The organism is Levilactobacillus angrenensis (assembly GCF_003946085.1).
Taxonomy (GTDB): domain Bacteria; phylum Bacillota; class Bacilli; order Lactobacillales; family Lactobacillaceae; genus Levilactobacillus; species Levilactobacillus angrenensis.
Window position 1 is genome coordinate 101,496 of sequence record NZ_RHOB01000009.1, and the last position, 16,023, is coordinate 117,518.

Genomic DNA, 16,023 nt, shown 5'->3' on the forward strand with positions numbered 1-16,023 from the left:
TTACCCCTCCTTTGCTTTAATCGTTTGTCTAATTTTGGTGACACTAGCTAGCCCTGCTTGTCCTTGCATTGAGATATGGCGGTCCTGCGAGACGTTCATAGTTGACCGGATGTTCTGGTGAACCATAGTATAAGAGGTCATATAGAGATTACTTTTGACTGTCGTCCGGAACTGCACCGTGGCTACCTGCACACCCGCGACTACCGAACTGCGGATACGGTCCAGAACCATGGATTCCTTGCGTTGCGAGTCGATATACTCGGCCGGAACATTGGTGACCTGGATGGCTTGGGACTCATCCTTGACTGGCTCAACGTTGATTTCTGAGTATTTGGCACCCAAAGAGTCTGCAATTAAGCGGATAAGACTGTTATAGGTGCCATCCGTTTGACGCGCTAGCTGACGGGTCTTGATCAGGAAGCGGTAGAAATCGTCGTCAAATCCATTGCGGTTGACGCCCCAGTCAGCTCCAAGTTTGTCCAACCACCCGCCAGCGGCTTCGTCAATGCTTCGGGATTTGTCGACCTTGTCGACAGTACTCTGTGCATTTTCCATGTCGTTAGCTAGCAGTGACCACACGAAGGCCATCACCGAATCCAGATCGTTGGCGACAGGCGTTGGCAGCTCATTGAGCAAATCTGACAGCTCGTAGTGCCCATTACTGTCCATCAACGACCACCTCGATTCCGCCATCGGCCATGACGACCGTTTCAAACTCATCTAGCTGGATGTCACTCGCCCCTAGTGAGTCCGCTGACTTGCCTAGCTTGACGGTTGCTGAGGCAATGCCGGGCACGTTGTAGATGGCCTGAAAGAGCTTGGTATAGACGACCTTCCCTCCCATTTCAACACTCTCAACGTAGTTGGTGATGCCTTGCTTCATGGCATCCGGCCCGTTCGTTGGATCAAATTCATCAGCCGCTTGGATTGTGACGGATGCATGTAAGGCCACCTCAGCCGCCGTATCAAAGCTGATTTGGTGCGGGTGGCCCCCGATATCATCCACTTGCAGGCTGATACCGCCGACTGTTTGAATGCCAGCCCCGATGCTATCCAAAATGGCCGCCGCGATAGCTTGCTGAGTGCCTCCTAAAACATAGATGTGAAGCGACTTGGGGGGGTTCCCCTGGTCGTCCGTCTCCGTGGTCAGGTTAGAGACGATTTGCGCCTTCTTGACCCCGGCCACGTTATAGAGCGCTGTGTAGATTCCGGATAAAGTAGGCCCCGGTTGTGACGTGACCTGCAGGTGGATTCGATTGCGTAGAGATGTGTCTGCCTCGACGTCGACACCCCCACTAGCCGAAGCATCGTTGGTGACCGACTCAACTTGGGCCACATCGTCGACCGGAACCGTGATGGTACCGGCCCCAACATTGCTATCTGGTCCTGTATCAACTGCGGCCGCCCAGCCAGTGCCTCGCCCGGTACCGGTGCCGTCATCGACTAAGTTCACGTTATCGTAGAGCTCGAAGTCGACGCCGTCCTTAGTCCCGTAGGTCATAGGCTCGGTGATCGTATACCCCGGTTCACCGGTGAAGCTCAGCTTGACAGTGGCTGCCACCGCCGGATTACGATGCAAGCCGTAGTTTGATGCCAGCCGATCTAGGCTGACACCAGTCGCCGTATCGATAAATCCCGCGAAGTAAGAGGCTTCGATATCTTGATACAAGATAGCTTGAAACCATGAAAAAAGGCGGATGACAATGCCGAAAGCAGAGGCTTCATCCGTCTTCGTATCTTCACCGTACTTAGCTTTGACCGTATCACTCATTTGGGCGACCAAGTCGTCGTTGTCGGGCACCGCCATGCCCTTGTCATCAATCATCGAGACTCACCTCCGTTTCCAGTGTCTGCTGCTGTGATTCGTCTTCACGCTTCAAGTACACGATTTTCAAGTCAGCTGTTCGGTCGCTATCGGGATCACTCAGCTCGACCGATAGAACCGATGCCACCCGCGGTTCTTGCTCGGTGATAGCATCGGCGATATCTGTGGCTAGATACTCTTTGCTGACCCGCTTACCGAACATGTTTTCGGGGTCAACCCCCATTTCGTCGGCGGGCTCAAACTCCAGCAAGCGTGTCTGGACGATAATTTTGACCGATTGGGCCAGCTCATCATCGCCATTGACCGTGTTCAGGTCTCCGTTGACGATGTCCAGGTCACCATCAGCATTTAGCTTTAAGTCCATCACATCACCTCCAAAATCGTCGCATCATTGATGTCGTGCTTCCGGCTAGACGCCTTGGTGAAGGCGCCGGATCCCGAAAAGTTATCCGTGTCACCATCCATGAAGAGAATTGCCACCGTACTGCCCACCTTGATATCATGCTGGGCGCTTTTCGACACCCGGGCCCCGTGGATGACACCAATCCGGCTCCCGTCGCTGTCTTTTCCCAACGGCTGGACATCGGCGATATGAGAAGCTGCATCATAGCGGACCACTGTGGCGTACTTGCCCACTGAAAGCTGGTCCATGATACTATCCACGACGTCTTGCAATACGTCATGAAAAACTGCCTCGACATTCTTGGCCATTAGGCATACACCTCCATCGTCGTGATCATTCCCGAGTCATCACAAGTATGCTGACCGGACTGGACTCGCTTAGTCCCACTGAAGACGGGGCTATCGACTTGGATGATAGATCCCGTTGATACCTGATACTGCAGGAGCGACTGGATTTCAACCGTCTTCTTTTTCGAATCCTCATCATCCTCGTTGTAGACCGGCTCAGCAATTAGGCCCGTACCTCCGTGTTTTCCCTTCTGATGCATCGTCAAGTAGAGGTGTTCCTGGTAGCCATTTGCCTTGCTCAGGTCATCGACACACAAGATGCCTCGCCGACGGTAGGCCTTAGAACCGCCCTTTTTGGCTGCTTTCTTGATGAGCGTCACGGGATTTCCGTTGGCTGTATAGCCTGACTTGTAGGCCGCGCCCGGCTTCGCTAGCTTGAGCTTGCCAAGTGTGATGCCAGCTTCCCGTGCTATTCTCCGAATGGCGGTGCTGACCGTGGTTCCGGGGCCGAGAGACAGGCTAACCTTTTTCTTGACATTTTCATCATGGCCTTCCTTAAAATCGAAGTTGAAGGTACCAGTCACCCCGTCAGTGCTGTACGGCTGAGTATGCGTAATGAAGCCTTCAGTCAGTAGCCCCACGCCGGACTCACTGTAGCCGGCAAAAAGTTTGATATGGCGTTTTTCCTTGAAAATCTTGCGGTGTGAGGCTGACAGGTTCATGACTGACACACTGCAAGTCTGGGCCGTTGTCGAGTCGCTAAAAGGGACGGTGAAGCCAATGCCAAAAGAGTAGTTAAGCTTCTGGTGGTAGTAGAACTTATAGGTCTGGCTCTTTGTGATCACCCAAAGTTCTACTCGGCGGCCGTACAAGTACTTTGTCGCCATTTAGTCCACCTCCTCATCATCATCGACATCGATAGGCCCCGGCGTCGCAGTATCTTCTGGGTCTAAATCATCTTCGAAAAGAAAGACTGACACCATAAACTCATCGATGCCACACCTGGTCGCTTGCCCCGATTCGTCCATCGGGATGAGTGACGTCGCTGGTAAGCGCGGGTCCGGGTTCCCCTTGAAGAGCGGCGTATCTAAGACCAGCTTCTCGTCACGTACTAGTAGAGTCTCATCAAGTAAACTGACTCTGACGGTGAAGAAATCGTCCTCGTCGTTGTACTTGAAGGTTAGCAGATACGTTCGTCCATCAAGATCGTACTCAAAGGTCTCCGGTAGATTCTCAACGTCTACCGGCACGTAGTTTCTCAGCGCCATATCATCACTCCTTTACTTGACTCGCAGTCGTTTAGGGTACTTGCCCATCTTGGGGTCCGGGTACATGGTCTTCTTCTCAGACCCGTTCCATTTGCGAAGTTGCGTCACAGTTGTGTGATAGGTCTTCGCCAGTCCCCAATAGGTCATACCGTACTTGACGGCGATGGTTTTCTTCTTCGACTTTTTCTTGGTCCCGGATTTCGACTTCTTCCCGGAATTCTTCTTCGTCTTCTTCTTAGTGACCACCTGAGCCTTGTAGGCAAACTGGAAGGTCATTGTGATCTGGATCATGCCCTTGTAGGGCGCATCTAGCGTCTTCTCAAGTCCCGTCATGAAGAGGTGCTTGTAGTAGATGTGGTTGAACCCAGGCTTGACCCAGTCCGACTTATAGACTAGCTCCGTTCCATCAAACTGCCATTTTCGCAGATTCTGAAACTGTTTCTGGACAGTTTTGGCGACCAACCCTGCTCCTGACACATCATCCTTCTTGCCGGACCATAGACGGTCACCAGCTTTCTGATCAAAAAGCCAGCCGGTGACGGTGATGGTCTTACCCGTTCGGCGAACGTGGTCGACGACCGGATCATCGTGATCGATGGGGTAAGTCGTCGCCTCACTTTCGTTGGATTCGGACTCGCTGGACGCGAAGATGAAGACTTCCAGCCCCGTCATTGAATTAGTGGCGTGAAGACTAGCGTGTGGAGCCAGAAACCGCTCGGCATTCTGCTTGCGTTGCGCGGCGATGCGCTTAAGTGCCGTCTTGTGACGCTTAGACTCGTACTTGTCACGCTCAGATTTAGCCGATGAGAGCTTCTTTTGGGCGTTTGATACCTTAGAAGACGCATTGCTAGCCTTACTCTTGAAATCTGAGCTTTTGAGCTTGGCGTTGGCCTTATCGATTTGCGTTTGCAAAGTCGAGATGTGCTTCTTTTGGGCCGCAGTGAGCGGCTTAGGTGTCTTCCGCTTGGTTAGCTTCTTGTCACTCTTTTTCTTCCGGTAGTAGTTAACTCCCTTATTTAAACTGTCAATTTCTTTCTGGTTTGCACTGATTGTTGCTTTGAGATTGGCTTTTTCCGATAGGATCGAGCCATTTTTCTTTGAAGCGCTGGTAAGCTTTGAGCGGGCAGACTTGACCTTAGCCTGCTCGGCTCGCCATTGCTTGGTATATACGGCCATCTATAGCCCTCCTTACTCAAAAGCATTCCCAAGTTCGTTGGTGAAGAGGTTGACCATGACGTCCTTGACCGCAGACTTCATCTTGCCGATGGCCTTGCTGTCAGCATTGCCCATGATCTTAACGTTCAGGCTGACCTTCACGTCCGGCTTGCCACTCTTAGTGCTCCGCAACATCTTCTTGCTGTCGGCATTGCTGGTGACGTGTGAGGCCTTATCGAACTGCATAATTTCAGGCCCTTTTTCGCCTACCAAAAAGGGCTCGTTAACTGGTGTTTGACCACCATTAGCAAACCCTTTTCCGAACGCTGCTTTAATTTTCTGGGCACCGGCCACGTGTGAGCTAGTGTAGCCGCCACGCTCCCATTGTTTGGAGAACTTTGCGGCCAAAGAACTAACGGATCCTTTTCCCCGCAGAACGCTCTTCAAGACTGCACTATCTGACCCATCTCCATTGAGGGCGAAGGCTAATTGAGTGGCAGCTGATTTCCAATTTCCGCCATGTTTCTTGGCATAGCTGATCAAGTTGGATTTACGCCCACCGAGCCATTGGCCTAGTCCAGATGCTCCACCACCGGGATTGATGGCCCCCGAGTTCAGGCCTGATTCAAAGGACCAGTTCCCAAGAACGGCGGCAATCCCGGCACTAGTTGCCGCTGGGTATGCGCTCTTGATGGCTTTGGCCAGAGTACGAGCACGACTAGCCACACTTCCGGACAAGCCACCGACCGAGATGTCATCAGTCTGCAGATTCTTCTTGATCCAGGCGATGGCTGACTTGCCAAGTTGCTGTTTAAAGAGTTTTTGTAGGCCAGTGTCCTTGGTAGACTTGGGCTTGACGCTCTTCATCTTAGTGACATCTTCCCAACCAGCGGTTGAAGAGCCGCCAATGGAAAACATCTTATGCTTGGTAGCCCCAACGTGGACGTGTGTCCCGCTAGGACCCAGTTTAGCGATAGCTTGACCTGTTTTGACCTGGTCACCCTTGTGGACCAACAGAGTAGCCCCAGAGTTACTTTTACCATTAAGTTCTTGGTAGATGAGTGATTGGCCGCCACCACGCGTTGCGATGTACTCACCAATCCCATTACTGCCGCCCCAGTTACGGGGCGCACCTCCGGCACCAGTGACGACACCAGGATACATGGCGTAGACCGTCTTAGCACCGGAGAAATCGACACCATCATGGGAGCTAAAGCCGCCGCTGACAGCGCCACGATTACCGAAGCCCGATGATACAGACCAGCCCGGCCCCGGTGTATGCTTCCAAGTGCCACCGCCGTCGATGAGACTGTTGATGACGGACCAGCCAGCCGAGTACCATTGAGGGCCCACGGAGTTAGCCGCGTCCAGAGTGGCCTTATGCAGACCCCGTCCTAAGTCAGTTCCATTGGTCCCCTTGGCGTTGCCAGCGAAGTCACGGTCCCATGCTGCCTGCGGATGAGCCTGATTTTTCGAAGCCAAGCTGATAAGCTTGCTCTTAGAAGCACCAGTCCCTTTAGCAAAGTGTGGTAGGTAAGGCTTGGCTTTCTCGACCTGATCGCCATTAAAGACTTCGTCGCCCTTGCGAAGCGGAGCAACTACGTCATTGCCGATAGGCTTAAGGAGTTGGTTGCCACGGCCTACCAGTTCTTGGCGTGGCCCCGACTTCGAGTCGTTCAGCACCGCCAGCTGGTCGCTCCCGATTGGCCCGTTAGACCCGGTGGCGTAGTGAATCGGCTTCAAGACAGATTTGTTGCCGCCAAACTGTCCCAGCGCCGTATCGATGCCAGAGATACCGCCATTAAGTGAATTGACCGCTGACTTCATTGCGCTGTGGGCGTATGGCCCCAATTTGCTCATAGCATCGCCAAAGTCACTAGCGGTCGCCTTGGCGTCAGAAGTCATACCCTTGTGGAGTGAATCCATTTGGGAGTTGACCCCATGGCGCATCTGCTTGACCTGCTTGACGCCGCCCTTTTGCATCGAATCAAAATCTGAAACGGTGTTTTTGCGCAGCTTGTTGGTTTGCCGGTTAGTCGATGACGTGATTCCCTTGAAATCCCGTGTGTTCGTCGACTTGAAGGTCTTGACCGTTTTACCGGACTTCTTCGTAGCCTTGGAGTAGTTGCCGGTGATATCTCGCGAAATCTTAGTCATCGACTTCTTGGTCGACTTCTCGGTTCCGGATAAGCTAAGTCCCTTGACACGCGTCCCAACGCTCGCAGAGCCGGCTGTAGGTGATACGTTCGTCGTGCCTGCCACGTATCCGGGAAGCGTCTTCCCAGCGCCTAAACCACCGTGAAGCAGCTTCTGCGTATCCTTGGCGTTGATGACATGCTCACCAGCACGGAGTTGGGTGATAGCCGGCCCTTTACCCAATAGGCGGTAGGTCCCCGTCTTAGGGTTATAGGCAACTTCTTGCCCGGCTTCGTTGACCATGGCGGGTCCCGTCTTCTTGATGGGGCCACCAGCCGCATGACTCAAACCACCGATATCTGTACCGGCACCGGCACCGTAGCCCTGAGTTGGTGATACGATGGGGTGATCATGATTCTTTTTAGCGGTGTTGTTGGCTTGTTCAATGTTTTTCTTCATGTTCGGGATAGCTTTTTTCCACAGCTTGACAAATCGCTGTGTGAAGGCGTCCCCAATCTGAGCCCCGATGATGGCCCCAACGGGGTCACCACCAGTTAAGGCGAGGCCCACCGCGGCCCCAACGCTCTTACCAGTGATGCTCCAAACGGCCTTGCCGCCTTTCTTTGAGCTGACGCCGTATTTGAAGGCGGTCGATACATCAGAGCCAATGTCACTAGCCCAGGCAGCCCAAGCGAGCCCCATGGCCGTGTTGCCCATTTTCAGGCCGATATGCTTACCGGTCCGAGCCGAGCCAGCGTACGAAGCTTTACTAAATGCCGCACCGGATTTTTTACCAGTACGAGCCGCACCAGAGTAGCTGTACTTGGCACTAGTCTTGCCCTGGCGTCGGCCAATCTTTGCGGAATGAGCGTATGAGTAGTTGGTGGCTGTTCGACCAATGACGCGCCCGGTCTTGCCCGACTTGCTTGCCATATAAGTAGCACTAGTCGTCCCGACCTTGCGACCAATCTTGCTACCGTCGCCAAGTGGTGATGACCCGCCACCTGTGACCGTGACCTGAGCAGCGTTGATCGTCATTCGTGAGACGTTCTTACCAGCAGAATCAGTGGCATACGTCCCACTTGGCGAGTAGCTCTTAGGTGTTTTAGCCCAGGGTGCTCGCCCTTGGTTCATGTTGGCCGATAATCGATGGATTTTAGAGTAGACACCCCAGAATCGACTTGCGACCCGTCCTAAGGTCCTGAAGTTCTTGACCAGCATGCCGGTGATTGTCATCAATGGAGAGAAGGCCGCCACACCGATTGCGGTGTACGTGACCCAGGTCTTCTCCTTGCCACTAAGGTCATCAAACCACTTGGTCAACTTGGAGACGTGCTTGAGCGCATCGTTGAGCACTGGCAGCAGGCGGCCACCCATGACCGTGGTGACATTCATGACGTTCTGCTTAAAGATCTTCCACTGCTGCTGGGTCGATTTCATGTTCTTGTTGGCTAGCTGGGTGATGTAGTCTTTCTTTGGAGCCTTCGAAACTTGCTTCTCTAGCTTTTTCAGCTCAGTAGCATTCTTAGACAGTAGCATCGCAGACGTTTGTCCAGTCGTTCCAAAGAAAGTGTGGAAGAAGTCGAATTGCTTTTTGTCTGACATGCCCTTCATGTGCTTTTGGAAGAGCAAGAAGATATCGGACAAATCTTTCAGCTTACCCTTGCTGTCTCGCAAATCATCAGCCGACAGGCCAATCGATTTAAGCGCTGGAACTCCACTCTTTTCGCCAGGAGAAGCCAGCGAGTTGTAGACCTTTCGTAAACCAGTACCGGCAACGGATGCTTCTTGACCATTGTTTGAGAGTTCTCCTAAGGCAGCGGAAACTTGGCTGATAGACTGATTGGCCGTCTTACCAGTAGCACCGACATAGGTCATACCATAGCCTATGTCTTTGAAGTCCGTCGCTGTAAGGTCGGCGGCGTACGCCAACTCATTAACGACTTTCTTGGTGTTTTTGGTCATCGTGGCCGTATTCTTTGACCGCAGACCAAAAGCTTCAAGGGCGGCCGTCGAGTTGTGGACGACGTCAGTATAGTTATCACCAGAGGCAATGGCCCCTTTGACCAGCGTCTCTTGCGCCGCTAATGCTTGCTTAGAAGAGTAGCCCCGTCGGACCAGCTCCTCGTAGCCCTTGGCGATTTGCTGTTGACTGACCCCGTACTTGTTGGAGATACCCAGCGACTGCTGTTGCATCTTCTTAACGTTACGAATAGCCTCGCCAGCCTTTTCACCGCCAGTGGTCAGCAAGTTGGTGATGACCAAGTACTTGTGCTGGAGCTTAGCTGCTTGGGTGACCCCGATTGCTAAAGCCCCGCCCATAGCCGCAGACATGACCTTAGTCTTCTGCCCGGCATTGAGCATCGAGTTTCCGACACGATCTATCCCCCGCGCCATCCGACTGGCTACTGTGTCGCTCTTGCGGTCGAGGTTGTCGTACTGCTTGATCAGCTGATGATAGCCGGCAGAGTTAATCTTCCACGCCATCTCGATATATGAGCTTCGTGCCGCATTATCCATACGCTAACCCCTCCCTTTCGAGCCGAACAGTAGTTCGGATAATTTGTTGGCAAAGACGTTTGCTTGCTCCTCCTGCAGCTTGTAGGCCACCGAGTTGATGACCTGCAACTGAGCCGAAGTCATTGATTCCGCTTCATCCAGCGTGCACAGGCCCATAGACACGGGCCGGTAGTAGTTAGCCCGCTGGCCTGTGACCTCATCAAGCTTCTTGTGATGCCCGATATAAGGGTTAGCGAAACATCCGACTCATGAAGTTGTCGACCTTACCCATTGTGTCGTATACCCCAGATTCTTGAGCCCATTGGATCAGCATTTCAGTGGCGGCATCCATGAGTTCGCTGTAGCCATTGTGGTGATCAAAGTAGTCCAAATCCTTGACGTTCTTGTTGGTAATGATGTTTTGAACGATTCCAAGATTGAATTCATAGTCAAGCACCCGTCCCAAAGCATCCGTGGCCTGGTCCCGCATTTGCAAGATGGTCAGCGTGCCCGGGAATTCGAGATTGTACTTGTGAACGGTGCCGTCATCATCAGTGACTTCGGTCTGCCGTTTGCGCGAACTTTCCGAGACTTTATCATCGAAGAAGCTCCAATCCATTTGTGGATTGTGGATAACGATGTCCATGAAATTTTGGTACAAAATAGCAAGTGATCGCGATCCGTTAGGCATCGAGGCTGGGTCATAAACCTTCCGTTGAGCCCAGGCGGTCCCAGGGAAGACAACTGTCATCTTTGTTCCATCATCGAGATCAATTACTTCGGATTTCAGATTCTTGTTGATTTTATTGGGCTTTTTAGTTGCTTGTGCCTTAGTCGTGGTAGCCGCTACCTTTTCGTCTTTTTCAGTCATATCAAGCACTCCTTAAATTTTGGGATTAAAAAGCGACCCGGGAGTCGAACCCTGGCCGCTTGGCGTTATTCATCTAAAGTTTTGTGTTCATAGTCCAGTACAACAATGGTGAAAGTCCGTGTTGGGAAGTCCTTGCCATCGGCCACTTCTGGTGGCTGCTTGATGACACAGTGATCGCCGCCGACGTACTCCGTCCCATCGTTCTTGTGGAGCGAAAATGTTTCACCGGTATTGTACAAATTCAACAGCAATTTAAAGGATGGCGATCCATACATCATGTTCGCCGTCCCGGTACCCAAGGAGTTATCATTTTCAGACAGCCCCACGTTTCCTTGCGGGTCAGAAATACCCGTGAACTTGGCCTCGTCCTTGGAGAAAGTGATCATGTCACCGTCCTGGAAGTTTTCTAGCAAATGCGTTTCACCGGATTGCAGGACCAGCGGGTATTGGACCTCTTTGGCCCGGTAAAACGCCGCTGTCCGCCCGTTCCCCATCGTCAAGGAATCGCCGGAGTTATAAGTTTCAGCCATATGATTTCACCTCCTAAGCTAAAGCGTCTTGCGTGATACCGACATTGATGTGGTTGATGGCGCCGCTTGGCTGGTAGTCAAAGAAAGCGCCCTTGTACAAGCGCTTAGCGATATCCGTCTTACGCAGGTCAGCGCGTTGCTTGACTGTCAAGTTAAAGATGCCGTCGCCAGTATCGTCATCGGTATCGATAATGGTCTGAGATGTTGCTTGATTGAGGATAGTCCGTAAAACCTGTTCAATCTTGGCGACTCCCGCCTTATCAAAGGTCAGCTTGCCGCTGGTATTGAGCAAATTCTGCAGCTGGTTTTCAGTCTCTGACTTGATCCAGTCGGCACCGTGGTAAGTGTCAATAAAGTCGCCTAGCGGGTTGGCATCAGTCGTCTGATTACTGTGAGCGCCTTTGGTGTAATAGGCGATATATCCGTTCTTATCGAGAGTCTGCATATCAGTGATAGGCAGGCTTTCTGGCGTAATATCAACCAGGTCAGAGACGAACTTCCAACTGATTGAGCCGACAGTCTCGGCACCACCCTTGCCAACTAGTGCGGCCGTGTAGTACTCGTCCGCATCCGTGTGGTAGAAGCACCACGTCCGATGGAAGTCCTTGAAAGGATTCTCCTTGGTAAAATCAGATACTTGTGGGAAGAAGAAGTGGAATCCCTTACCGTCGTACCCACCCTTTTCGATGAGCGTTGCCAAATCCAAAGCGTCTTCTTCGTCGTATTCCGGCATCAAAGCGAATTCCCAGTTACGGTAGAAGTAGTCAGCCACCGCCTTAGCTACCCCAGTGAGCTTAGTCCAGTCCACATCACCGGTAGCAGTCGTAGGCGATTCGCTTTCAGTGATTTCAGCACCGTCAGCCGTCGGCGTGCTCTCTAAGTCTTCTGGCGTCGGAGCGGCCGCTGTAAAGCTCCCAGAGTTGTCCTTGACGTAGCTGGTGATAGCTACTAGTTCTGGTGCGTTGGGTTGCGCAAATACGGCATACGCCGCGTTATAAGCGGGCGTTCCCATCGGGTAGTCGGCCATCACGTCTTCAATGGTCGTGTACTCTCCATAGCCCTCCTTGTCGCCCTTGACGAAGAGATTAGGGTTCGTCAATCCGACGGTTGGCTGCGGGTGGTCGATATCAATTGTGACATTAACATCGGTCACATTTGGAATTACAATTCCTGCCATTTTTAAGCCTCCTTATTTTCTTGTTCGATAGAATCAATCGTTTGAACATCATCAGTGAAGTGGTCTTGCACGCGAATGCGGATGTCGAACCCTACCCGGCGTTTTTGCACACCCTCAATGTAGGGAACATCGCGACGTTCTGCCTGGCCCTCTTCAACTAGGTAGATGCCAACGTCCTCAAATGTCAGTGAAGCTTCTTGCGTCCGCAGAACCTTCAAGGCCTTCTGAGCCAAGCTCATAGCCTTGATCATGTCGTCAGCGACCGCATCGATAGACCACGTGCACTCCCAAATCTCGTCGTCAACCACGTCAACTGACAGCGGGATATAGGGGGTGATTGGTTCATACGTCAAAAACGGGTCCTTAGGCTGGCGACCCTCAAAAGAGGATTCATATACCTCAGCACCCGTTTTATCTTTGAGCACGGCAATCAGGGGCCGAATAAGCTCCCGGTAGTCGTAAGTATCAGTCATCTTCAATCGCCCCCAGTCCGTAAACGATAAATCCGCCTTGGGCCTGGAACCCCGTATGGCGCAGTACCTTGTATCGAATCTTTGGGCTGCCTTTTACTGTAACGTGAGACCCCTCGGGAACAATACGCTGGGAGTACCAGAACGCATCGTAGGTGACAACTTGGCCGCCTAGCTCCTGGCTCATGACTGCTTGCATGTTGGTGTTCAAACTGGCCGGGATAAGCGGTTCGTTGACGTCGTAGGGCTCGGCCTCACGGGGTACGAGTTGTCCTAAGTCATCCGGTTCAGCACCATCAAGACTGGCACTTGGTTCGATATACAGCGGAACTGCCTCTTCAGCCAAGATGTCGCTCACATCTTCTTGCACACTTATCCCTCCTCACTAGTCAGTGGCAGTCGGGTCGCTTTCAGTGATTTCAGCACCGTCAGCCGTTGGGGTGACCGTCAAGTCACCCGGCGTCGGTGCCTTCTGTTTTGGGACCGTCCACCCCTTGACAGATGCTCGGTCAGATTCATCTAAGGTGCCGGTGTCATCGATGTTGGTGGCTTCGTAGTCACCGTCTGCAACGACCGTCCCTGGCTTAAGACCAGTGATGTCAGCCTTCGTCTTAACGCCAGTGAAAGCCGCCTCAGATTCGCCCTTCTTGTAAATTGTTAAATTTAATGCCATTAAAGTTTTCCTCTTTTCGTAATTTTGTACTTAATTGACTTGCCCAGCTTGCCGGTGTCGACTAATGGGTCATTCTTGCCCTTGTTGGCCACAGTAAGCGGGGCGTTAGCTGGTTTCTTTTTACGGCTAATCGATTTCCTAATTTGTTTCTGCATGGTCACCCCCAAAGCTGTCATGACTTGGTTTGCTGTCACTTCACCATTACTACGCACGATGCGGTGCGCTCCAGACGTGATAGTGTGCTCCCATTTTCGATGCTTAGCATCATAAGTGGAACGCAAAAAAGACCGGGCCGGAATATCGACTGATTTAAGCTGGTACACCTTGCCTTTAGGACCTGGGATATAAAGGTATTTACCCTTCTTAGGCTTGATGTGAGCCCCATACTCATTGACCACTGCAATCATTTGCAAAAATTCAGACTGCTTTGGCAGAATCCCAACTACTACAGCCTTACCTGAAAGATTATCTAGTTCACGCTTAATACGAGGGAGGTGGTTGTAATGGTCTTTAATCACTGGACCACGCTCTTCCTTGTGAGCTGTCCAGCCCGTACTGCCGTAATAGTCGAAGATAGCCGTCTAGATATCGGTCATGAACCTTGGAGTAGTCGACCTTGGTCTTGGTGATGGGACCGATGGTGAAAGACTGCACGCCACTGGCCGCGACCTTTTCGGCCGTAAGCAAATGGCACGCAAACAACCGAGTAGCCCGCTCAGCCGCCTTTGGGGGAAGGCTGACCCATTGAGCAACCTCGGCTTGCGCATCATCGATAGCGTCCAAGATTACCTGGTCAGCCAGCGTCGCAAACTGTGGGTATGCCTTGAGTTGTGATACTGTCAGTGTCATCTAACTCACCTCACTTCGATGGGACCAGGGCTAGCAAGTCAGCTTTAACCGTCTTGCCAGTGTGGTCGACATCATGATCATCAAGCCAAGCCGTGATTTCAGCGACCGTGTTGGCTGACGTCGGCTTCACATCAGGGGTGCTTTCGGTGATTGTGGCGCCATCAGCGGTAGGCGTGACGGTTAGCTTCTCGGGTGCTGGCGCCTTTACGCTTTTGGGTCGTCATCCGTGCTGTCAGCCTTTGGCGAGTTGATGGTTGGAACCACAAACTGGCTAGCGACCTTAAATCCATACTTGACGATGCCCAGCTTACGTGGGTCCGTGGCCACCTTGAAGACAGGCTTACCGTCTTCGATAGCTTGCCGGTACCCACTGATGCTGGATACCACGGAGGTATCGATATCGGTCCCGATGACTTGCATCGCTGAGACCCGCTTTTGGATGATGGCTTCGACCCCACCGTTCTTAAACTCGTCTCGCGTGATGACAAAGGCGTTAGCTGGGTTGGCAGTCGCGTAGGCTACGGAGCCTGGTGCAAAGGCATAAGCCGCCGTGGTCCCGTCAGCGGCGACTGGGATATCATCGTCTTGGATGATTTGAAGTCCGTTGTAGTACGAGATTGGCGCTCCGCCTTCGGATGGCTTGACGTCATCAATCAGGTTCTGTGCCCGCATTTCAAAGTAGGCACTCGAATTCATAGCCAATTTGACTAACTTTGGGTTAGCCATGTCGCCCATCCGAGCGAGTGCGGCCAATAAGTCCCCAGCGGACAGTTCCTTTTCAGTGCCGACCCCGTAGGACTTAGCCGTCAAAATGTCAGCGTTAGCGTAGGTCGCATTTAAGACGTTCAGCAGACGCTTCATGTCTTGACGTACCCAGAATTCGGAGAACCGACTGATAATCTGTGACCGAACCGGTGCTCCCGTGACCAATTGGCCGAAGTCAGTGGCCGAGTAGGATTTGTTATCAAACACTTTCATGGCTTGGCTGATACCAGTCGTCAGCGAGTCAGTGTCGATATCCTTGGTGTCGCTCCATTCTTCGGCGTCCCCTGGCAAATCGTTGATGTACGGCATGTCAATGGTCCGTCCGGGCTGAAGCAGTCGGCTTCCCCATACAGGGTCTGCACCCAGCACACCGCTCTTGATGAAGGCGTTCGTGTTGCTGACCTGTTCTTGCACGTAGTCCAGAAAGACTTGTGGTTCAATCAAGTCGGCGAGTGAAGTAATCTTTGTAAATGCCATTGTTTATCTAATCCCCTTTCGATTTCATCCGTTGATACTCGTCCGGGTCCTTGCGATAGAGCTCAACGCGCTCATCAAAACTAAGCTCGCTCCACTTCTTCGTGATCAAGTCCTTAGGCAACCCGCCCGTCTTGGGGTCACTCTTGCCCTTGGCTTGGTCACGGACCTTCTTGTCAACTGATTGGGTGTAGGTATCGTAGAAAGTCTCGACGTTAGCCTTGCGTTTGTCTTTGTCGGTGTCGCTCAGCATGGAAGCAAAGGAAGCTGGCAGGCCCTTATCGGCCAGCAGAACCTTGGTAGCTGATAAAGCATCACGGGCGTTTAACTTAGCCTCACGAGCGTCTAGTTCCTGCTGTCGTTCTTTATCACGCTTCTTGGCCTTTTCATCAGCTGAAAGCTTAGCGTCGTCTTGAGCCTTTTTAACCGCATCAGCAATCAGTTTGGGCAACTCGTTGGTTTTGAAGTCTTCAACGTCCTTCTTACCTTGACCCTTAGCTGCGGCCGCAAGTTGAGCCCGGGTGAAGGTCTTTTCCGACTTCCCACCTTCCTGCTGATTCTGTTCATCGGTTTCATTCGGCTTTGGTTCTTCGTTTTCACTCATCGCAAAAATCCTCCTTTTTAACGCCTCGTGGGCGAAT

Annotated in this window: 18 protein-coding genes; all 18 read right to left on the minus strand. The window is 52.2% G+C overall.

Annotation, left to right across the window (positions count from 1 at the left end):
* Entirely contained in the window at window positions 1-669 is a 669-nt protein-coding gene (locus EKM83_RS07085; RefSeq protein WP_125575935.1) for a hypothetical protein, read from the minus strand.
* Window positions 659-1,825, minus strand: a complete 1,167-nt coding sequence (locus EKM83_RS07090; RefSeq protein ID WP_125575936.1) for a baseplate J/gp47 family protein — start codon at window positions 1,823-1,825, stop codon at window positions 659-661. The genes EKM83_RS07085 and EKM83_RS07090 overlap by 11 nt, the downstream gene beginning before the upstream one ends.
* A complete protein-coding gene (locus EKM83_RS07095; protein WP_125575937.1) occupies window positions 1,818-2,189 on the minus strand; it encodes a GPW/gp25 family protein in 372 nt (123 codons plus the stop codon). Before EKM83_RS07095 ends, EKM83_RS07090 begins: the two co-directional genes overlap by 8 nt.
* Entirely contained in the window at window positions 2,189-2,536 is a 348-nt protein-coding gene (locus EKM83_RS07100) for a hypothetical protein (RefSeq protein WP_125575938.1), read from the minus strand. Before EKM83_RS07100 ends, EKM83_RS07095 begins: the two co-directional genes overlap by 1 nt.
* Window positions 2,536-3,402 carry a hypothetical protein gene (locus tag EKM83_RS07105; RefSeq protein ID WP_125575939.1) on the minus strand — a complete coding sequence of 289 codons (867 nt, stop codon included), beginning with the start codon at window positions 3,400-3,402 and terminating at the stop codon, window positions 2,536-2,538. Before EKM83_RS07105 ends, EKM83_RS07100 begins: the two co-directional genes overlap by 1 nt.
* On the minus strand, window positions 3,403-3,783 hold the full coding sequence (locus EKM83_RS07110; RefSeq protein ID WP_125575940.1) for a phage baseplate plug family protein: 381 nt from the start codon (window positions 3,781-3,783) through the stop codon (window positions 3,403-3,405).
* 12 nt (window positions 3,784-3,795) lie between these two features.
* Window positions 3,796-4,959, minus strand: a complete 1,164-nt coding sequence (locus tag EKM83_RS07115; RefSeq protein WP_125575941.1) for a phage baseplate protein — start codon at window positions 4,957-4,959, stop codon at window positions 3,796-3,798.
* A 12-nt stretch (window positions 4,960-4,971) separates the two neighbouring features.
* Complete coding sequence (locus EKM83_RS07120; protein ID WP_125575942.1) at window positions 4,972-9,594, minus strand: phage tail tape measure protein; 4,623 nt, start codon at window positions 9,592-9,594, stop codon at window positions 4,972-4,974.
* 229 nt (window positions 9,595-9,823) lie between these two features.
* On the minus strand, window positions 9,824-10,444 hold the full coding sequence (locus EKM83_RS07125) for a hypothetical protein (RefSeq protein WP_125575943.1): 621 nt from the start codon (window positions 10,442-10,444) through the stop codon (window positions 9,824-9,826).
* Window positions 10,445-10,509: 65 nt separating this feature from the next.
* Window positions 10,510-10,974: a hypothetical protein gene (locus tag EKM83_RS07130; RefSeq protein ID WP_125575944.1), complete on the minus strand. Its 465-nt coding sequence runs from the start codon at window positions 10,972-10,974 to the stop codon at window positions 10,510-10,512.
* 13 nt (window positions 10,975-10,987) lie between these two features.
* Entirely contained in the window at window positions 10,988-12,151 is a 1,164-nt protein-coding gene (locus EKM83_RS07135) for a DUF3383 family protein (RefSeq protein WP_125575945.1), read from the minus strand.
* A 2-nt stretch (window positions 12,152-12,153) separates the two neighbouring features.
* Window positions 12,154-12,624: a phage neck terminator protein gene (locus EKM83_RS07140; RefSeq protein WP_125575946.1), complete on the minus strand. Its 471-nt coding sequence runs from the start codon at window positions 12,622-12,624 to the stop codon at window positions 12,154-12,156.
* Window positions 12,617-12,991 carry a hypothetical protein gene (locus tag EKM83_RS07145; protein WP_125575947.1) on the minus strand — a complete coding sequence of 125 codons (375 nt, stop codon included), beginning with the start codon at window positions 12,989-12,991 and terminating at the stop codon, window positions 12,617-12,619. The genes EKM83_RS07140 and EKM83_RS07145 overlap by 8 nt, the downstream gene beginning before the upstream one ends.
* A gap of 15 nt (window positions 12,992-13,006) precedes the next feature.
* A complete protein-coding gene (locus EKM83_RS07150) occupies window positions 13,007-13,294 on the minus strand; it encodes a hypothetical protein (protein WP_125575948.1) in 288 nt (95 codons plus the stop codon).
* Window positions 13,294-13,812 carry a hypothetical protein gene (locus EKM83_RS07155; RefSeq protein ID WP_125575949.1) on the minus strand — a complete coding sequence of 173 codons (519 nt, stop codon included), beginning with the start codon at window positions 13,810-13,812 and terminating at the stop codon, window positions 13,294-13,296. Before EKM83_RS07155 ends, EKM83_RS07150 begins: the two co-directional genes overlap by 1 nt.
* Window positions 13,805-14,143 carry a DUF4054 domain-containing protein gene (locus EKM83_RS07160; RefSeq protein ID WP_125575950.1) on the minus strand — a complete coding sequence of 113 codons (339 nt, stop codon included), beginning with the start codon at window positions 14,141-14,143 and terminating at the stop codon, window positions 13,805-13,807. Before EKM83_RS07160 ends, EKM83_RS07155 begins: the two co-directional genes overlap by 8 nt.
* 204 nt (window positions 14,144-14,347) lie before the next feature.
* A complete protein-coding gene (locus EKM83_RS07165) occupies window positions 14,348-15,385 on the minus strand; it encodes a phage capsid protein (protein WP_125575951.1) in 1,038 nt (345 codons plus the stop codon).
* A gap of 7 nt (window positions 15,386-15,392) precedes the next feature.
* Entirely contained in the window at window positions 15,393-15,986 is a 594-nt protein-coding gene (locus EKM83_RS07170) for a DUF4355 domain-containing protein (RefSeq protein ID WP_125575952.1), read from the minus strand.
* Window positions 15,987-16,023: the final 37 nt, after the last annotated feature.